We start from the raw sequence: 18,674 nt of genomic DNA on the forward strand, positions 1-18,674 counted from the left end.
GATTGGGCGGGCGAGCAGGTACTCGACGAACACCACGACCAGGTCGAAGTCGTCCGCCCGGTCGGGGTACAGCCGTGCTGCGCTCGCCGGCCCGGCCGATACCCGGGTTTCTATGCCACCTTGATCAAAACCTCGACCGGATCGCAGGCCGGGGCGGAAGCCCGCAGGCGGATCTCTCCGGGGCCGGTGGGGCGGAGTACGGCGAGGGCGCGGCCTTCGTGGGTGTGGTGTTCGGTGGCGTCGAAACGCTCTTCGGTGGCGGGGGCGGCGCTGCCGAAGCCGGCCAGGACGCCGTTGCCGGAGACTTCCAGGCTGACCGGCCGGTCGGAGGCGGTGTGGACGGTGCCGTGGGTGTCGGTCAGGGTGAGGGTGACGAAGGCGAGGTCGCCGCCCGCGGTGGTGATGGCCCGTCGGTCGGCCTCTGCACGCAGTTGTACGGAGCCGGCGGCCGTGCGCAGGACGTGGCGGCCGGTCTCGGCGCCGTCGCGGTAGGCGACGGCCACGAGTTCGCCGGGTGCGTACGCGATGTCGAACTCGGCCCGGAAGCGCTGTTCCCCGCCCGCCGGTTTGCGGCCGAAGGAGCGGCCGTTGACGAGGAGTTCGACCTCGTCGGCGTCGCTGTAGACCTCGACGGTGACGGGCTTGTCCTCGGAACCGGGCCAGGTCCAACTGGAGATCGAGTCGCTCCACGCCCAGGGGGTTCCGGCCCATGTCTCGCCGTGGTGCTCGGGCCGCTGCACGGCGATGTAGGGCTCGGTGCGCAGGCCGAAGACGATCTCCCGGTAGTGGGACGCGGGGCGTCGGTGGCCGGTGATGTCGATGTCGCCGCAGCCGGCCAGCAGGTGCGGGTAGGGCGCGAGGAGGTCGGAGGGCTCCTCGGAAGTGAGGTGGCGGGGGCGGCCGATGCCGACCTCGCCCAGGTAGTCCCAGCCCGTCCAGGTGAAGTCCCCGATCACGTGGCTGTGTTGCTCGACGAGCCGCCAGTTGGTGTCGATGTGGGTGGGGAAGGTCTCGGTGCCGACGATGATCCGGTTGGGGAACAGGTCCTTGTCCAGGGCATAGCGGCTGTCGGAGTAGTTCATGCCCGCGACGTCCAGCACGCCGTACGACTCGGCGGTTCGCTCGGTCACCAGTTCGGAGGTGCTGAGCATGTTCATCACATCCCCCATGTTGGCCATGAAGGTGTTGATGCCGGTGTTGTCGCCGTCCGCGTCAGCCGTCTGCGGGGCCATCTGCTTGAGATCCGCCATCACGGCGACCATGTTGTTGATGCCGTTGGTGACGTAGCGGGTGCCGTCCAGGGAACGGATCTTCTCGGCGAGCCGCCGGCCCCAGGCGGCGCCGGCGGCCGAGCCGGTTTCGGGGATCTCGTTGCCGATGGAGTACATGATCACGCTGGGGTGGTTGACGTCCTTGGCGACCATCGCCTCGATGTCGCGCTCCCACCACTCGGGGAAGCTGAGGCTGTAGTCGAAGTCGCTCTTGGCCGAGGTCCACATGTCGAAGGCCTCGTCCATCACGAGCATGCCCAGGCGGTCGCAGGCGTCCAGCATGGCCCGGCCCATCGGGTGGTGGGCCATGCGGATCGCGTTGAACCCGGCGTCTTTGAGGATGGCCACCCGACGCTCCTCCGCACGGGCGTGGGTCGCCGCGCCGAGGATCCCGTTGTCGTGGTGGACGCACGCGCCGCGCAACTTGACGGTTTCGCCGTTGACGCGCAGCCCGGAGCGGGGGTCGAGTTGCAGTGAGCGGATGCCGAAGACGACGGTCTCGGCGTCCGCTTCGCCGTCCTCGTCGCGGATCCTGACCTCGCAGGAGTACAGGGAGGGCGACTTCGGGCTCCACGGCGACGGGTCGAAGACGTAGAGGCGCCGCCGCGCGGTGGCGGGCTCGCCGGGCAGCACCGTGACCTTCGCGGTGTCGGTGGCGACGACCGTCCCGGCGGCGTCGCGTATTTCGGCCACCAGCTCGACCGTGCGGAGCGCGACCGAATCGTTTTCGATCGTGGCCGCGACTTCCACCACCGCCCGGTGAGGGTCGAGGTCGGGGGTGGTGACACGGACGCCGGGGGCGATCCGCACCAGGCCGCCGACGAGCATCCAGGTGTCGCGATAGATCCCCGCGCCGGTGTACCAGCGCGAGTCCCGGTGGACGCGGGCCTCGACGCGGACCTCGTTGTCCTGCCCGGGGCGCAGGAACCGGCCCGCGTCGACGAGGAAGCCGGAGTAGCCGTAAGGGCGTTGCCCGGCGTAATCGCCGTTGATGTACACGGTCGCGTCCCGGTACACGCCCTCGAACTCCAGGAAGACCCGCCTGCCCCGGTGGTCCTCCGGGACGAAGAACGACTTGCGGTACTCGAAGACACCGTCGGGGAAGTACGCGCGGGCGTGCGCGTCCATCGTCGCCTCGCCCTCCGGGGCCGCCCGCCGCTGCCCGATCATCGCGTCGTGCGGCAGCGTGACGGGGCGGAACGGGACGGCGGAGCCCGCCAGTTCGACGAAGGGATTCGCCTTCGGCCGGACCTGCCAGCCGTCGTTGAAGGACGTGCGGATCACGGATTCTCTTCCTCTTCGTGTCACCGACCGTCGGGCCGGTCGTGCACCGGGACAGATGCCAAGGGAGCGCACGAACGAGACGAGAGGCGGGCTTCCCCTCGTGGTGGTCTACGAGCCCTCGGACGCAATCAGGTCGAATGCGCCGAACCCGGGGGCGCGGTGAGCGGGCGACGAAACCTTACCTACCAAAACGTAGATAGGGTAGTCCGGCAGCTAGGATCGGCGTGAATTCCAGCCCCGAGGAGTCGTACACGCATGTCCCCCGCCTCAGGCCGCCGTCGGCTGCCGCCGGCCGAACGCCGCGAGGAAATCCTGAAGGCGGCCACCGCCCTCATCGCATCCTCCGGCTTCAAGGGCGTGCCGCTGGACGCGTTCGCCGCGGCCTGCGGCATGACCAAGGCCGGACTGCTCCACCATTTCCCGTCCAAGGACGCCCTGCTCGTCGCGGTCCTCGAACGACGGGACGAACTCGACCTCACCAACATCGCCGGCGCCCTGGAACCGGCGAAGGATCCGGCCTCGGCGCGCGAATTGATGACCACAGTCGTCCGCCGCAACCTCACGCAGCGTCCGATCCTGAAGTTGTACGCCGTCCTGGCGGCCGAAGCGCTCAGCCCCGACCACCCCGCGCACGCCTACTTCCAGGCACGCCTGAGCGAGGGCCGCGCCATGTTCGAGCACTGGATCCTGGCCTGGCATCCCCGCCCCGACCTGGCCGCGGTGGAACTCCTCGCTTTCCTCGACGGCCTCCAGCACTACTGGCTGCGCGACCCTGGCATCGACTTTCTCGCCCAATGGGAGACCTTCGCCGACCGGTTCTTCACCGTTTGAACGACGAAGTCGCAACAGCGCCCGAGGACTTCGGCGGCAAGTCGGATGTTCGGAAACCCAGATCCGCACCCCGCACCCGGAAACCCGGCACCCCGCCCCGCCCCGGCACCCGGCACCCGGCACCGAAGATCAAACGGGATCTCGTTCCGTGTCCTCGGCGGCGGATCGGCGACCGAGACTGGGACAACACCTGGCAACCGATTGCCACGGAAAGCTGGGCGGCGGCGTAATGGCCGCCGGACCCAGGCAAAGGAGCCACGCATGCTGCGCCCCCAGGACAATGCCACCCGCGAGCGAAAGTGCCTGAACGGCCTGTGGGCGTTCCGGCTCGATCCCGAGGGTGCGGGCCGGGCTGCGGGTTGGTGGCGCGGCGCGCTGGCGGGGGCACGGGAGATGCCGGTGCCGGCGAGCTACAACGACATCGTGCCGGACCCGGCGGTGCGCGATCACGTCGGGGACGCGTGGTACCAGACGACGGTGCGGGTGCCGCGCGGCTGGGCCGGTGAGCGGATCGTACTGCGGTTCGACTCCGCCACCCACCGGGCGGTGGTGTGGGTCGACGACGCCCTGGTGGCCGAACACGAGGGCGGCTACACGCCGTTCGAAGCCGATGTCACCGACCACGTGCGGCCGGGCGGGGCGGCGCGCATCACCGTGGTGGTGAACAACGAGCTGACGTGGGCCTCCGTCCCGCCCGGCCACATCACCGAGACGCCTGCGGGGCGGACGCAGAACTACTTCCACGACTTCTTCAACTACGCCGGCCTGCACCGCTCGGTTTGGCTGCACACCATGCCGACCACCCACATCACCGGCATCTCTGTCGACACTGGACTGGACGGTGACACCGGGACCGTGCGGTACGCGATCGACCAGGCCGGCACCGCGTCCGTCCAGGTGGTGTTGCGCGACGCGCAGGGCACCGAGGTGGCCTCGGCCGACGGCGCCACCGGCCTGCTGACCGTCCCCGGCGTCCATCCGTGGGCGCCCGGCGACGGCTACCTCTACGAGCTGGAGGCGCGGTTGCTGGACGAGAGCGCCGGCCTCGTCGACAGCTACCTCCAGCCGGTGGGCGTGCGCACCGTGGAGGTGCGCGGCACGCGGTTCCTGATCAACGGCGAGCCGTTCCACTTCCGCGGGTTCGGCAAGCACGAGGACGCGATCGTGCGCGGCAAAGGCCACGACGACGCCCTCATGGTGCACGACTTCGAGCTGATGGAGTGGACCGGGGCGAACTCCTTCCGCACCTCGCACTACCCGTACGCCGAGGAAGTGCTCGACTACGCCGACCGGCACGGGATCGTCGTGATCGACGAGACCGCGGCGGTCGGCATGAACCTCAAGGTCCTGGTGACCTACGGCCTGACCGGCATCCCCTCGACCTACACCGAGGACACCATCGGTTCGGCGACCCGGCGCACCCACCTGCAAGCCGTACGCGAGTTGGTCCTGCGCGACCGCAACCACCCCAGCGTCGTGCTGTGGTGCATCGCCAACGAGCCCGAAAGCGGCAGCCAGGCGGCCCGCGACTACTTCGCGCCGCTGTTCGCCGAGGCACGCAAACTCGACCCCACCCGGCCCGTCGGGTTCGTCAACATGATCCAGGACGGCCCCGACACCTGTGCCCTGACCGGCCTCGCGGACGTGGTCATGCTCAACCGCTACTACGGCTGGTACAAGGACACCGGCGACCTCGCGCAGGCCGAACCCGGGCTGGAGGCCGAGCTGCGCGCCTGGGCCGACAGGCACGGCAAACCGATCATCGTCACCGAGTACGGCGCCGACGCGGTCGCCGGTCTCCACACCGTCGTCGACACCCCGTGGTCCGAGGACTACCAGGCCCGCCTGCTGGAGATGTACCACCGCGTCTTCGACCGCATCGACGCCGTTGTCGGCGAACACGTCTGGAACTTCGCCGACTTCGCCACCCGCCCGGCGATCGTCCGGGTCGACGGCAACAAGAAGGGCGTCTTCACCCGCGACCGCCGCCCCAAAACCGCCGCCTTCACCCTCCGCCGCCGCTGGCACCGGGACAAGAGCCGGTAAAACCCGGCCTGTCGACCGGCGGCGGGCACCGTCCTCGGGACGCGGTGCCGCCGGCGTCGGCCGACGACCAGCCCGTCAGCGCGGCTGCTCCGGCATTCGTCGGTCTGCTGATCCGGCAACAGCCCGCCGTCGACGCCGCTCGGGCGGTCCTTCACCTGTTCGGGTGGATCTCCCGGGCTTTCGCAGCCTCCGGCACGCGCCGACTGAATAGTGGGTTACCCCGGACAACGTACGGAGGGCACATGGTCGGCACGGCGCGGCGGGGTACCGATGTGGACGGTGTGGCAGGGGGCGTCGGTGTCACCGCCCTGCTGGTGGCCGCGGCGCGGGCGATCGAGACGCATCGTCGGGACAGCTTGGCGCGTGACACCTATGCGGAGCATTTCGTCAGGGCCGCGCCGGCGTCTGCGGGGTGGCCGGTCCGCCTGGATCAGGTCCCCGAGGGTGACGCGTGCCCGCTGTGGGGTCGGTTCGCGCGGTACTTCGGTCTGCGCACAAGGGTGCTCGACGACTTTCTTCTCTCGTCGGTGGGCGCCGGTGCCCGCCAAGTGGTGTTGCTCGGTGCGGGGTTGGACGCGCGGGCGTTCCGACTCGACTGGCCCGACGGCTGCGTGGTCTTCGAGATCGACAGGGACAGCGTGCTGGCGTTCAAGCACGGCGTGCTCGCCGGGCTGTCGGCCACCCCCAAGGCGACACGTGTGCCGGTTCCCGTCGATCTGCGCGAGGACTGGGTCGGGGCACTCATCGACTCCGGCTTCGACACGAGCGCGCCGAGCGTTTGGCTGGCCGAGGGGTTGCTGTTCTACCTGACCGGCGCCGCCGAGACGTACCTCATCGGGATGGTGGACCAACTGGCCCCGGGCGGGAGCGCGTTGGCCTTCGAGGTCAAGCTGGAGAGGGACCTGGCGGAGTATCGCGACAGCCCGCTGTACACCGCGACGAGGGACCTGATCGGCATCGACCTGCTCGACCTGTTCGACAAGGAGCCGCGTCCCGACTCGGCGGGTCATCTGGCCCGCCGGGGCTGGACGACATCGGTCCGCACGCCATTCGACTTCACCCGCGAGCACGGGCGCGGACCGCTCCCCGAGCCGAATGACGCCTTGGAAGGCAACCGGTGGGTGTTCGCGGCCAAGCCGCCGTCGTGACGCCCGGCAACCAGCAGCCGTGACACCGCGGTCGGCCGGCGCACGACAAGGTCGCGCGTCAGCACCTCGTCTCGGGGATCAGGACGGGCTTGACCACGCGTCCCGCCTCGCAGTCGCGTTCCGCCTCGTTGATGTCGGCGAGCGGGTACGTGCGGATCAGTCGGTCGAAGGGGAAGCGGCCGGCCCGCCACAGTGCGGTCAGGCGCGGGATCAGCAGCCCTGGTACCGCGTCTCCCTCGCAGATGTGGAAGACGCCGCGGCCCTGGTCCAGGGTGCCCACGTCGAGCGGCAGCGCGGTGTGCAGCCGTGCCACGAGGCCGAGCCGACCGGTCGGGCGCAGGGCTCGGAGCGCCAGGTTGATCAGCCGGGGCGACGCCGTGGTGTCCAGGGCGTACTGCGCGCCTCCGTCGGTCAGCCGCCGAACGCGGTCCGCCGGGTCGGAGCAATCGGCACGCACGGGGTGCGCCCCGAACTGCTCGGCGAGGAGCAGCCGTTCGCTGTGCCGGTCGACGGCCACCGTCAGTGCCCCGGCCGCGGACGCCGCCATCACCGCCGCCAGACCCACCGCCCCCGCGCCGAAGACCGCGACGGTGTCCCCGGGGCCGGCGCCGAAGGAGTTCATGACCGCTCCGGCGCCGGTCAGGAATCCGCAACCGAGCGGTCCGAGCAGTTCGATGGGCAGCGATGCGTCGACCCGTACGGCGTTGCGGGCCGAGACCATCGCGTACTCGGCGAACGAGGACTGGCCGAACCAGCGCGGGGCCAGGACCCGTCCGGCGGCGTCGGTGAACCGTGCCGCGTTGTCCGTCCGTCCGCCGAAGAGGTTGAGCGCGGCGAAGGACTCGCAGTAAGCGGGGGCCGCGCCCAGGCAGTTCCGGCAGTGCCCGCACGAGTCGAAGCTCAGCACGACACGGTCGCCGGCCCGCAGGCCGGTGTCCGGCCCGCCCGTCTCCACCACGACGCCGGCGCCCTCGTGCCCGAGGACCGCCGGCAGCGGTGAACGGCCCGCCGAATGCCGGACCGCGAGGTCGGTGCGGCACATCCCGCAGCCCGCGATACGGACCAGGATCTCGCCGTCGGCCGGCCCGGCGTCCAGGACGACCTGTTCGACGGCGAACGGGCTTTCGTACGAACGCAGCACCGCCGCATCGAACTTCACGATCGCGCCTCCCGAGCGCGGTGCACGACGAACGGCCTGAGATTGCCGTACAGCCCCCACAGGCCGCCCGCGACACCCACCCCGCTCTCCTTGACGCCCGCGAAGGGCTGGGCTAGGGACAGTTCGGCATGGTGGTTGACCCACGCCGTTCCGCACTCCAACCGGTCGGCCACCGCCTCCGCCCGGTCCGGGTCGGTCCCCCACACCGACCCGCCCAGCCCGAATCCGGTGCCGTTCGCCGCGTCGACGGCGTCGTCGACGCTGTCGTACGGCAGCACGGGCAGCACGGGGCCGAACTGCTCCTCGGTCACCACCGGAATGTCGGGCGGGACGTCGGCCAGGATCGTCGGGGCGAAGAAGTATCCCGCCCGGTCAAGCCGGTGGCCGCCGGCGGCGGCGCGGGCTCCCGCTGCCAGGGCCTGCGCCGTATAGCGCTCGACCCTGGCCAGTTGGCCGGCGTTGTTGACCGGTCCGATCTGCGAGTCCGGGTCGAGCCCGGCACCGACGACGGCGGTCTTGGCGCGGAGCGCGAGGGCGTCGACCACCTGCGCGTAGAGCCGGTTCGGGGCGTAGACGCGCTTGACCGCCATGCAGACCTGTCCGCAGTTGCGGAACGCCGCCCAGAACAGCCGGTCCGCGATGCCCTCGACGTCCACGTCGTCCAGCAGGATGGCCGCGTCGTTGCCGCCCAGTTCCAGGGTGACCCGGGCGAGCGAGCCCGCCGCGCCTGTGGCCACGGCCCTCCCGGTGGCGACCGACCCGGTGAAGCTCACGTGGCGGATCCCCGGATGGGAGGCGAGTCGGGCCCCGAGGGGTTCGCGACCGGTGACGACCGTCAGGACTCCGTCGGGAAGAGCCGCGGAAACGACGGACGCCAGCAGCCGGGTGGCCAGGGGCGTGAACGGAGACGGCTTGAGCACCATCGTGTTGCCCGCGGCGAGCGCGGGGGCGAACTTCGCCGACGCGAGCTGGAGAGGGAAGTTCCACGGCACGATCGCGGCTACGGGGCCGAGCGGTCGCCAGCGTATGTCGCTGTGCACCGGCCGGCCGTCGGTGATCACCTGCGTCTCGGGGCGCAGCCTGGCGAAATAGCGCAGGCGTGCGGCCGTACGCGCGACCTCCGCGTTCGACTCGGCCAAGGGCTTGCCCTGTTCCCGCGTGAGCAGGGGGGCCAGCTCGGCCCCGGCCGCCTCCACGGCGTCCGCCGCCGCGAGCAGCGCGGTGGCGCGCGCGACCGGGTCGGTACGCCAGCCGCGCCACGCGTCGTGGGCCCGGTCGACGATCGCGTCCAGCTCGTCCGCGCGCTGGTCGGGGGCCGCGTCGAACGCCTCGCCGGTGGCGGGATCGCGTACGGCGAAGCGTTCGCCGCGAACCCCCGGCGCGCGACGGACGCTTCGCCTCGTCGGCATGTCGGGGTCAGCTCGCGGCTGCGACGGTGGCGGCGTGCTCGCGAGCGTGCCGGTCCATTTCGGCCCGGAAGGCGGCCACCAGCTCCGGACGAATCCTTCCGGCGTTGCGGTCCCCTCCGTCACAGACCGCCCCGCGCACCCCCACGATGTCCGTGCCGATGCGGGTCAGCGCGCCGAGATCCGCGGCCTTGACGCTGCCGGCCAGCGCGGCGAGCAGTCCCGCGTCGTGGGCCCGCCGGACGAACTCCTCGCACGCGTCGGGGGAAACGTGGTCGAACAGCCGCGTCCCGTCCTTGATCGCGGTGTCGAGCATGGCCGCGTCGGCGCCGGCCCGCGCGGCGATGTCGGGCAGCGCGAGCGGGTTGACGCAGCCGATCCGGTGCGCGTCGGCATACCCCGACGCGACGACGAGCGCGTCAGCCCTGTAGTCCTTCACCGCTCGGACGACTCCGCTCATGACGTCGACGGCCTGGGCGGGCGTCGCACATCCGTAGAGGCCGACCTTGATGTACGTGGCTCCTGAGACAACGGCGCCGAGCGCGGCCTGCGCGACCGTGCCGGGCTTGTACGGGACATCTCCGACGGTTGCCGAGACCGGCGTACCGACCGGGACCACCTCGCGGATCTCCCTGATGACCCACGGGAAGTTCGCACCGAGCGATCCCTCGTCGGGCTTCTTGACGTCCACGATGTCAAGGTGCTCGGCCGCTTTCGCGCATTCGAGGGCCTCTTCGACGCTGTCCGGGGAGATGAGAAGCAACAACGAGGACTCCTTCCCCGCATTCCGTCCGCCGAGGGCAGGAGTGCGGAGTCGCCTGGATTGCTTGCAGTGCGCTCATCATTCGTTGCAGAACGTGGCTCCCGGTAGAGCGCACGGAGCTCGAACGGGTTGTTTGGCACGAAGTTTTCACTCCCTCCGAACGCGCTGCGCGCGCCGGTGGGAATCAGCCACGCTGCGACCGCCGAACCGTGGGGCGCGGTGCAGTCGACGCGCGGAGCCTCGACCGCGGGGGCCGTCATGACAGTACGGAAGCCGGCCACTCGGCCATGACCGTGGTCACGGAGTCCACGCCGCCGACCTGCTCGGATCGGCGGAGCGGTGGTCAGTCCTGCCGCAGGTCGTCGTCGAGTTCCACGGCGAAGGAGCGAAGGAAGAAGGCGACCGATTCGTAGGCTCCGACGGTGAAGACGAGGTCGACGAGTTGGCGTGTGTCGAGGTCTTCCGCCAGCGCGGACCAAGTGTCGTCGGTGACCGCTCCCCCGTCGATGAGTTCGTCGACTGCACGCAGGAGCGTTGACTCCAGCGGGGTCCAGCGGGGTGCTTCGGGGCCGTACGCGACGCGACTGATCTCGTCGTCGGTCAGCCCGGCGTCGTGCGCGACGAAAATGTGCTGGGCCCATTCGTAGCCGCATTTGCGCAGTACGGCGACTCGCAGGACAACCATCTCCCGATGTCGGGGAGACAAGGTGGTCGCCATGAGGATGTGGCCGTTGAACGTGAAGAACGCGCGTGCGAGCGCCGGGTGGTGCGCGAACGTGCCCAGCATGTTCAGTGCCTTGGGCCGCCCGTCGCGGGCGGGGGTGGCGTGCCGGGGTTCCGGCGGGACCATGGCGGCCAGGGCCTCGCGCATCGCCTGCGGCCATTCCCTGGTCCGGAGCGGTTCCGTTCGCGCCATGTCGCGGGGTCCTCTCGTGTTGGTGGGGATGCGCGTGGGCAAGCTCCCGGCGACCTGCCCGCGCACGTGTGGCTCTCGGTGGCGCAGGACGGCGACCAGCGCGAACTGCCCGGCGGCGCCGGGGCGACGTGCACGGGTTCGTCCCCGACGGATCCGGCCAGCCGGTACCGGAGGCCCCAGGCGTCGGCGCCCCAGGCCGCCGCCGGACAAGGCGGTCGGGCGCCTATGCGGTGGTCAGGGTGATCGCCTTCTCCGGGCAGCGGCTCGCGGCCTGTTCGGCTTGGCGGAGGTGGTCGTCGGGGATCTCCTCCTCCGTCGCCTCGGCGAATCCGCCGGGGGTGAGGGCGAAGACGTCGGGGCAGCTGTCGACGCACGCTCCGTGTCCGGCGCACAGTTCCGGGTCGACCGATGCCCTCACGAGCTACTCGCGGCCGGTGTGTACCGGATGTGGAGGCGGGTGAGTCCGCGCAGGATGAATGTCGGAAGGTAGCGGTAGCGGCGGTCGCCGGCGGGGCCGTGCCTGTCCTCGTCGATCCGGATGTCCGAGGTCCGGTCGAAGAGCCGGTTGAGGCTGACCAGCGTCTCGGCGCGGGCCAAAGGCGCTCCCGGGCAGCTGTGGACTCCGCGGCCGAAGGCGACATGCGCCCGCGCGTTCGTGCGTGCGATGTCGAACGTGTCGGGTTCGGGGAACTTGCGCGGGTCGCGGTTGAGGGCCGCGTTGAGCAGCATCACGGTCGTGCCCGCCGGGATGTCCACGCCCCCGACGGTGACCGGGACTTTGGACAGCCGGAAGTCGCCGCGCACCGGGCTCTCGTAGCGCAGCGTCTCCTCGATGAAGTTCGGCAGCAGGCCGCGGTCGGCGCGCAGCCTGGCCTGGAGTCCGGGGTCCTCGGCGAGCATCAGCACCGCGCTGCTGAGCAGGCGTACGGTCGTCTCCTGCCCGGCGGCGAAGAGGTTCGCCGCGACGCGCACCGCGTCGATGACCTCGGGGGTGCCGCCGTCGGGGAAGGTCGCCGAGGCGACGCCGGTCAGCACGTCGTCGCGGGGGTTCTCGCGGCGGTCGGCGATGTACTCGGTGAACTTGCCGTACAGGTATTCCAGCGGCGTGTGCCCCAGCGCGTCGCCACCGCTGCTGCCGATTGTGCCCGTCGCGGTCAGCAGCGCCTCGCGGAACTCCGCGTGGTCGTCCTCCGGGACGCCCAGCAGGTCGGCGATCACGAGCATCGCGAACGGGGAGGCGTAGTCGCCGTTGAACTCGCAGCGTCCGTCGACCAGTGCCTCGTCGTACTGCCGGTCGGCGAGGCGCCACATGAACTCCTCGTTCTCCCGCAGCCGCTTCGGGGTGATCATCCGTGACAGGAGCGCCCGGTGAGCGGTGTGGAGGGGCGGATCCATCGTGGGAAGCTGGTCGCTCATCGGCAGCTTGTCGCGGTGCTCGGCGATCAGGTCGGAGACGTCGTCCCCTTCCAGGGGCACCGGGAATCCGGGGAAGGGCCCGGTCACCGAGACGCACGCCGAAAACCGCTCGGTGTCGTTGTAAATCGCGACGGCTTCCTCATAGCCGGTGACCATCACCACGTCGTGGTGCTTCTCCCGGCGGACCGGACACTCGCCTCGCAAGGCCGCGAGATATTCGTAAGGATCGTGCAGAAGCTCGTTGTCCGTGAAAAAGTCCACGGAATCCATGTCGGTCATTCCTCGTCCCCTCCACCCGGGCGCTCCGCCCAGGGGCTTCCGCGCCGAACATCCCGCTTACAGGTGTGCGGGACGCGCGGCCGCTCACTCCGAAATCTGCACGCCCTCGTAACTCTTCAACATGTCGCCCTGGGGCAGTGCCATTTGCAGATAGACGTCGATGTGCCGGATTTTGTCGGCGTCGTCGAACTCATAGACGGACACCGAGTTGACGACGCTGGTGTACTCCCCCACCCGGCTGCGCTCCTCAAGCTCCAGGAACACCAACCCGGCAACCTCGGTCACGCGCTTGAACGAGCACTCCCACTCGGCCGAGGCCGCCCAGCCGGTCAGGAACTCGACGTAGCCCTGCCAGTTCATGACCTCTTTGAAGTTGCCGACCCGCTCGAACTCGTCGACCGCGACAAGCTCGGCCAGCGGTGCCCAGCTCTCCGCCGAGAACCCGGGCTGCTTCGCCGTGTCCACCACGCGCTTTGTGACAAGGCCGTATTCCAGGACCTTCCGCGAAAGGCCGGTGTGATCCCCGATGACCTCTTCGATTTCCCGCAGAGCCATGTTTCCGCCTTCCTGCATTAATCAATTGATTGATTAATATCATTCTTGAGTCGCGGCGCTGCTGTCAAGAAGCATCCGAAGCGGCAACGTGGCCGCGGCCGGGTCGACGGCAGCCGGGGATCATGAGCGGACGATGGTGGTGCAGTGCCCGGCGTACGGGTGGGCCGGCGCCTCGAAGTCACGGTTGCCGGCGGTGACTTCGCGTACGAACCATTGTGGCGCCGAAGCCGGGGGAATTGTCCGTACGCCGGGCAGGGGCCTTGTCAGGCCAGTCTTTTGTAGTCGAACAGGGTGCCGCGGATGAGCATTTTCAGCGCGCCCACGGTGGCGTGGTAGTCGTCGAGCGGTGCCGTGGCCGCATGCTCGTACAGGCCTCGCATGACGACATAGATGGCGTTCGAGGCGTTTTCGCTGTCGGTTTCCGTTCCGAGAACGCCCTCATCGGCGGCCTGTTCGATGATGTCGACGATCACCGCCCGCAAGGCATTGAAGATCGTGTCACTGTCCTCGGCCAGGTGCAGGTGTTCCGGACTCTCGACTCGGATCGCACGGTCGAAGGCGACCGCGAAGGGATAATCGCGCATCAACTGGTCGCCCTCGTCGAAGACGGCCATGAGCTTGTTCAGGACGCCTTCGGCCCGGTCCGCAGCCGCGGCCAACCGGGGGACCGCGAACTCGGCGAGATCCAGGAACGTCGCCTTGACGAGTTCCGCCTTGTTGGGGAAGTAGTGGTAGAGGCTGCCACTGGTCATCCCGGCGCCACGGGCGATCTCGCGGATCGTCGCGCGCGAATATCCCACCTCGGCCACGCAGCGCATCGCGGCGGCCATGATGCGCTGCCGCGTCTCCTCACCCTTGGCACCGACCGGCCGGCCCAATGGCGACGCAGCAGTCGGCACAGTATCCCCTTCGGCGAGAGCGTTGCCGAACAGTTTCTCACGTCCCGGGGAGAAGGGGAGTCCGGCCCCGCAGCGCACCGGACGATGCGGCGCCTTCGGTCAGAATCCGCCTTCCTTGAGCGTCCGGGTCAGCGCGTCGTGGTAGACCGTCTGATCAGGGAACGGCCCGCGCACACCGATCGCACGTTCGAGGAAGGGGCCGTATTCCTCACCGTTGACGTGCGTCTCCCACCGCTTGATCAGCCCCTGCTCGTCGGTCTCGACGAAGCCGTACGATTGGAACGTCATCTTGGTGCCGTCGTCCTTCGCGGTGCCCTCGAACCGTGTCTTCATGACGAAGCCGTTCTCGGCCGGCCAGCACTTGAACTCCGCCAGCCCCCAGTCGGGGAACCGGACCGTGTAGGCCTTGGCCTCCGTGGTGGCGTAGTCGGCCACGGATATCGACACGTTGGACAGGTCCAGGACCTCGTTGCAGGTGAAGTACGGCGACGAGTACTCGGCGTGGTCCGCGAACTGCCACTCCGCGTACGTCGCGCCTTCCTGTACCGCCTGCTTCCGGTAGGCGTCACGGTAGGCCTCCGCCATCCGGCGGTGCAGGGCGATCCGGTCCTCGATGTTCATTCGGTTTCCTTTCTCGAATCCGTCCGACTCCGGTGTCGGTCATGCACATTCACATTCAGGGCTGTGTGCGCCCCTCCGCCAGGTACCGGTCGACGACGGCGTGGAAGTGGGCCACGACGACCTCTTCCTTCACCAGCGACATGTGGTCGAGCGTGCTGTTGCGCAGGCCGTCCTGTTGGCGCTGCATCTGCTCGTAGTCCTGCTGGAGCGCGAGGAAGTACTCGTAGCTGCCGGGCTCTTCGACCTCGACGAGTTCGGCGCGGAATTCGTCGCGGTGTTCTGGCGGCAGCCACATGTGGCTTCGCACGTGCCAGACGCAGCGGTTCGGGTCGCCGTCGGGGTGGGGGGCGGCCATGATGACGTGGCACTCGCCCGCGCGGATCGTCATGAAGAAGTTCGGGAACAGCGCCCAGCCCTGGTTGTCGCTCATCTGAGCGTCCGTCAGACCGCTGACGTCCAGGCCCATTCCGGTCAGGGTGTCGCGGGTGGCCTGTTGCAGGATGGTCCGCGCCGTGACGCCCTCGGGGAACACCAGCTTCCCGTCACTGTCGGCGTACGTCGCCACCAACTCGTCGAAACGCGGCAGGACCCCGGTGAGCGAAGGGAAGGTCTCGGGCAGCTCCTTGATGCCCGCGACCTGCTGCTCCGGCGTGTACTGGGCGGCGTTGGGCACGTCGAACGGAGCCACGGCGACGCAGTGGTCGCCGAAGAACCTGTAGCGGCTCTTCGTGGGGTCCAGGTCGATCATGCGCAGCAGTTGCGGGTGGACGCCCGAGACGTGGTAGCCCTCGTGGAAGGCGTCCATGACGACCTTCCAGTTGCACTCCAGCGCCTCGCGGACGTTCATGACCGTGGTCATCTCGTCGAGGCGGTACGGCGCGAGGAGCTCGGCGACGTCCGGACCGAGGAACTCGGCGAGCGGAGCGGCGTCCGGGTCCGGGTTGAGGAACACGAATCCGGCGAAGCACTCCACGCGCACCGGCAGCAGCCCGTGGTTCTCCTTGTCGAACGGCGCCTGGATGTTCTCGCGCAGCACGCCGCGCAGCTTCCCGTCCAGGTCGTAGGACCACAGGTGGTACTGGCACAGAAAACGCTTGGCGTTTCCGCTGCCCTGGCACAACAGGTTGCCGCGGTGCCGGCAGGCGTTGACGAAGCCGCGGATCACATCGTCCTTGCCCCGGACGACGATGTAGGACTGGTCGAATATCCGATGCACCGTCCAGTCGCCCGCGTGGGGCAGGTCGTCGGTACGGCCGACCACCTGCCACGTACGCATCCAGATCGCTTCCCGCTCGCGCTGCTGAAACTCCTCGGACCGGTACCGGTCGGTCGGAACGCGCGTACGGAACCGGTCCCCGATGTCCGAGAGACCCAACGCTGTCTCGGCCCAGTCACCGGGCCTTGCCGTCGTCTCCGTCATCCGATTTCCCCTCGATTCGGCTGCCCCGCTCCCCTTACGGGAGGAGATCCGCCCTTCGCCGCTCCCCGGTGCCGGCCTGTCCCTCGCGCTGCGCGACCCGACAGTCCCACGGATCCGGCGTTAATTAATCAAACGATTGATTACAATCATGGGAGGGCCGCTCTCGCGCTGTCAAGACTTCGGGACGACCGGCCTCGGCCACCCGGCGCCGACACCATGGAGCCGCCGCTCACCCGGGCCAGGGGGCGCCGAGTCGGCGCACTTCGGCAGTCGTGCGGCACAGGACCACGGACCCTGCACGGCGAACACCCTTGCGGCAGAACCGTTTACACCCGTGGAACACCGCCCGGACGCCGCGCCCGCGGCAACGCAAGATCATCCACGCCCCCCACGCGGACGGCGACAGCCGACTCCTTGACAGCACCGCCGCGCGCCTGCATGATTCACAATCAATCAATTGATTAATTAGCCCCCGGGGCGACGCAACACGGACCCGCGATCGACGGAAAGTGGGATTCATTCAGCTCGCCTTGGCTTCCGGTGGGCACGCGGTGATTCTCCGGGTGCAGCCGGATTCGCGATACCCAGGCTTTCGGAACGGTTCAGCGCACCGTCCGTCCCGGTCGCCGGCAGGAATACACGCCCGCAAGGCGATTCACGCGGACGGAAAGCTGAGCGGGACGCTCGACGCAGTGTTCACAGCATCGGGAAATCGTCGAAAGGCCTTTCGCGCTCGACGAGTCGGCGGCACATCGCCGGCCCCCGCCGACGCCCCGGTCGGGCAGGCCCGTCCCCATCGCAGGCCCTACGGCTTGACGCCTCATCCAAGGAGACAGTCGTGAGACCGCACAAACCCCTGATCGCCGTGGCGCTGGCCGCCCTGCTCGCGGCCGGATGTTCCGACCGAGGCGGCTCGGCCAACGGCGAGGACAACACCGCGCCGACACAGCAAAACGCGCCCGTGTCAACGGACTTCGGCGACCTCAAAGGCGTCTGCGGACCCGGTTCCCCGACCACCGCGCCGGCCCAGGGCGTCACCGCGAAGGAGATCAAGGTCGGCGTCTTCTCCGATGTCGGCATGACCAAGAACCAGGACTTCCTGGACGCGGCCAAGGTGTTCACGTCCTGGTGCAACGACGCCGGCGGCATCAACGGCCGCAAGCTCGTCGCCGACATCCGCGACACCAGATTCATGGAAGTACTTCCGCGGATGGCCGAGTCCTGCCGCGAAGACTTCGCCCTCGTCGGCGGCGGCGCCGGGCTCGACGGCATGGGCGTCAAAGACCGGCTGACGTGCATGCTGCCGGACTTCCCCGCCCAGACCGCCCAACTGGAGAACGAAGGCTCCGACCTGCAGGCATCCCCGCAACCCGGAGGGGCGTCCTACTCCCACTACGCCGGCTACTACAACTGGCTTCTCAAGGAGGCCTACCCCGGCTCCGCCGACGCCATCGGCATCATCAACGGCGACAGCCCCGTCACCAAGGTGATCGGCGCCCAGGCCGTCGAAGCTCTCACCGCGGCCGGCGGAAAAGTCGTCTACAACGAGCTCTATCCCGCCACAGGTATCGCAGACTGGACACCGTACGCGCAGACGATCAAGAGCAAGAACGTCAAGGGCCTTGTCTGGTACGGCACTTACCCTCAGCTGGCGAAGCTGGAGCAGTCACTGACCTCCCTCGGCCACAAGCTCGACTGGATCGACACCAACAACAACGCCTACGGCCCCGGATTCCTCGAAGTCGCCGGCAAGCAGGTCCTCGGCACCCAGAACAACCTCGCCGACCTCAGCGGCGTCCACCCGCTGGAGAACGCCGCCGCCAACCCCGCGACCAAGCAACTGGTGGACCTGTTCGCCAAGTACGCCCCCGGGGCCAACGTGACCCTGCCCACCGTGAAGGCGTTCTCGGCATGGCTGCTGTTCGCCGAATCCGCGGCCACCTGCGGCGACAACCTCACCCGCAGGTGCGCCTACGAGGCCGCGATGAAGAACACCGCGTGGACCGGCGGCGGCCTCCAGGCGCCGGTCGACGTCAGCACGCCGGACAAACCGATCGCCTGCTTCAACATCGTCCGAGCCACCACCGACGGCTGGCAGCCCGCCGACTTCAAACCCGACAACGGCGCCTACCGCTGCAATGCGCCCGCCTACAAGTTCACCGGCCAATACCCCAAGCCGCTGACCCTGGCGGACATCGGCAAGACCTTCGCCGACTTCAAGTAGCAAGCAAAGTCGGCCACTTGTGCAGGCGATGCCAGTCATGGCAAGGAAGTGGCCCGCTTCGCGCTCGCGGCATCGGTGCAGGCGGCGGGAACCGGCGAGCGCGGCCATGATGCGCTCGGTGGCCCAGCGGTGGCGCCCCAGCCGTGGCAGGGTCTCGGCCCCTTGCGGGCGGTGTGATGGATGGTGCCGCGCGTGCGCAACCATCGCCGCAAGCGAGGGTGCCGAGGCCCTTGTCTCCGTGGAGTCTGCCTGGCACGCAGCCATGCACCGGAGAAACGCGCCGCCGGTGTCATCAGCGGCGCTCCCCGGCCGGTTCCACCTGGCGGCACCGCGGCGCGAAGGCCCTGACTCGTCGCCTGGAACTGGTCTGCGGCGTCCGGGCGTTGGCTCCATGCTGGTCGATCCGTTCCGGCCACTTGTGCGCACGCCGCGCCGA

Annotated in this window: 15 protein-coding genes; 4 read left to right on the top strand and 11 right to left on the bottom strand. The window is 69.1% G+C overall.

Annotated features, from left to right (window positions below):
- Window positions 1–110: 110 nt before the first annotated feature.
- On the bottom strand, window positions 111–2,555 hold the full coding sequence (locus ACRX5W_RS24590) for a glycoside hydrolase family 2 TIM barrel-domain containing protein (RefSeq protein ID WP_436790462.1): 2,445 nt from the start codon (window positions 2,553–2,555) through the stop codon (window positions 111–113).
- A gap of 255 nt (window positions 2,556–2,810) precedes the next feature.
- Here ACRX5W_RS24590 and ACRX5W_RS24595 point away from each other — a divergent pair, with 255 nt between their 5' ends.
- The 3 genes from ACRX5W_RS24595 to ACRX5W_RS24605 all read left to right on the top strand — a co-directional run bounded on the left by ACRX5W_RS24595 (window position 2,811) and on the right by ACRX5W_RS24605 (window position 6,580).
- Window positions 2,811–3,386: a TetR/AcrR family transcriptional regulator gene (locus ACRX5W_RS24595; RefSeq protein WP_436790463.1), complete on the top strand. Its 576-nt coding sequence runs from the start codon at window positions 2,811–2,813 to the stop codon at window positions 3,384–3,386.
- Window positions 3,387–3,647: 261 nt separating this feature from the next.
- Entirely contained in the window at window positions 3,648–5,432 is a 1,785-nt protein-coding gene (gene uidA / locus ACRX5W_RS24600) for a beta-glucuronidase (protein WP_436790464.1), read from the top strand.
- A 242-nt stretch (window positions 5,433–5,674) separates the two neighbouring features.
- Window positions 5,675–6,580: a class I SAM-dependent methyltransferase gene (locus tag ACRX5W_RS24605; RefSeq protein ID WP_436790465.1), complete on the top strand. Its 906-nt coding sequence runs from the start codon at window positions 5,675–5,677 to the stop codon at window positions 6,578–6,580.
- Between the two features lie 58 nt (window positions 6,581–6,638).
- Here the strand turns inward: ACRX5W_RS24605 and ACRX5W_RS24610 are convergent, their stop codons facing one another.
- The 10 genes from ACRX5W_RS24610 to ACRX5W_RS24655 all read right to left on the bottom strand — a co-directional run bounded on the left by ACRX5W_RS24610 (window position 6,639) and on the right by ACRX5W_RS24655 (window position 16,014).
- Window positions 6,639–7,739 (bottom strand): NAD(P)-dependent alcohol dehydrogenase, encoded by a 1,101-nt coding sequence (locus tag ACRX5W_RS24610; protein WP_436790466.1) that lies wholly within the window; start codon window positions 7,737–7,739, stop codon window positions 6,639–6,641.
- On the bottom strand, window positions 7,736–9,148 hold the full coding sequence (locus ACRX5W_RS24615) for an aldehyde dehydrogenase family protein (RefSeq protein WP_436790467.1): 1,413 nt from the start codon (window positions 9,146–9,148) through the stop codon (window positions 7,736–7,738). The genes ACRX5W_RS24610 and ACRX5W_RS24615 overlap by 4 nt, the downstream gene beginning before the upstream one ends.
- 7 nt (window positions 9,149–9,155) lie before the next feature.
- Entirely contained in the window at window positions 9,156–9,911 is a 756-nt protein-coding gene (locus ACRX5W_RS24620) for a (5-formylfuran-3-yl)methyl phosphate synthase (protein WP_436790468.1), read from the bottom strand.
- Window positions 9,912–10,251: 340 nt separating this feature from the next.
- On the bottom strand, window positions 10,252–10,824 hold the full coding sequence (locus ACRX5W_RS24625) for a carboxymuconolactone decarboxylase family protein (RefSeq protein WP_436790469.1): 573 nt from the start codon (window positions 10,822–10,824) through the stop codon (window positions 10,252–10,254).
- Between the two features lie 223 nt (window positions 10,825–11,047).
- A complete protein-coding gene (locus tag ACRX5W_RS24630; RefSeq protein ID WP_436790470.1) occupies window positions 11,048–11,242 on the bottom strand; it encodes a ferredoxin in 195 nt (64 codons plus the stop codon).
- Entirely contained in the window at window positions 11,239–12,510 is a 1,272-nt protein-coding gene (locus ACRX5W_RS24635; protein WP_436790472.1) for a cytochrome P450, read from the bottom strand. The genes ACRX5W_RS24630 and ACRX5W_RS24635 overlap by 4 nt, the downstream gene beginning before the upstream one ends.
- 93 nt (window positions 12,511–12,603) lie before the next feature.
- A complete protein-coding gene (locus ACRX5W_RS24640; RefSeq protein ID WP_436790473.1) occupies window positions 12,604–13,074 on the bottom strand; it encodes a hypothetical protein in 471 nt (156 codons plus the stop codon).
- A 263-nt stretch (window positions 13,075–13,337) separates the two neighbouring features.
- A complete protein-coding gene (locus tag ACRX5W_RS24645) occupies window positions 13,338–13,973 on the bottom strand; it encodes a TetR/AcrR family transcriptional regulator (RefSeq protein ID WP_436790474.1) in 636 nt (211 codons plus the stop codon).
- Window positions 13,974–14,072: 99 nt separating this feature from the next.
- A complete protein-coding gene (locus ACRX5W_RS24650; RefSeq protein WP_436790475.1) occupies window positions 14,073–14,594 on the bottom strand; it encodes a hypothetical protein in 522 nt (173 codons plus the stop codon).
- Between the two features lie 55 nt (window positions 14,595–14,649).
- Entirely contained in the window at window positions 14,650–16,014 is a 1,365-nt protein-coding gene (locus ACRX5W_RS24655; RefSeq protein WP_436790476.1) for an aromatic ring-hydroxylating oxygenase subunit alpha, read from the bottom strand.
- An 838-nt stretch (window positions 16,015–16,852) separates the two neighbouring features.
- Between ACRX5W_RS24655 and ACRX5W_RS24660 the strand changes: the two genes are divergently transcribed.
- Window positions 16,853–18,238, top strand: coding sequence for an ABC transporter substrate-binding protein (locus ACRX5W_RS24660; protein ID WP_436790477.1), 1,386 nt, complete (start codon window positions 16,853–16,855; stop codon window positions 18,236–18,238).
- The last annotated feature ends 436 nt before the right edge of the window (window positions 18,239–18,674 follow it).

The sequence above is a fragment of the Yinghuangia sp. YIM S10712 genome (assembly GCF_051388935.1).
In the GTDB taxonomy this organism is placed as follows: domain Bacteria; phylum Actinomycetota; class Actinomycetes; order Streptomycetales; family Streptomycetaceae; genus Yinghuangia.

Excerpts from the sequence above, each read along its gene's own strand:
- ACRX5W_RS24595 (WP_436790463.1), top strand. The coding sequence starts at position 2,811 with ATGTCCCCCGCCTCAGGCCGCCGTCGGCTGCCGCCGGCCGAACGCCGC.
- uidA (WP_436790464.1), top strand. The coding sequence starts at position 3,648 with ATGCTGCGCCCCCAGGACAATGCCACCCGCGAGCGAAAGTGCCTGAAC.
- ACRX5W_RS24605 (WP_436790465.1), top strand. The coding sequence starts at position 5,675 with ATGGTCGGCACGGCGCGGCGGGGTACCGATGTGGACGGTGTGGCAGGG.
- ACRX5W_RS24615 (WP_436790467.1), bottom strand. The coding sequence starts at position 9,148 with ATGCCGACGAGGCGAAGCGTCCGTCGCGCGCCGGGGGTTCGCGGCGAA.
- ACRX5W_RS24625 (WP_436790469.1), bottom strand. The coding sequence starts at position 10,824 with ATGGCGCGAACGGAACCGCTCCGGACCAGGGAATGGCCGCAGGCGATG.
- ACRX5W_RS24635 (WP_436790472.1), bottom strand. The coding sequence starts at position 12,510 with ATGGATTCCGTGGACTTTTTCACGGACAACGAGCTTCTGCACGATCCT.
- ACRX5W_RS24640 (WP_436790473.1), bottom strand. The coding sequence starts at position 13,074 with ATGGCTCTGCGGGAAATCGAAGAGGTCATCGGGGATCACACCGGCCTT.
- ACRX5W_RS24650 (WP_436790475.1), bottom strand. The coding sequence starts at position 14,594 with ATGAACATCGAGGACCGGATCGCCCTGCACCGCCGGATGGCGGAGGCC.
- ACRX5W_RS24655 (WP_436790476.1), bottom strand. The coding sequence starts at position 16,014 with ATGACGGAGACGACGGCAAGGCCCGGTGACTGGGCCGAGACAGCGTTG.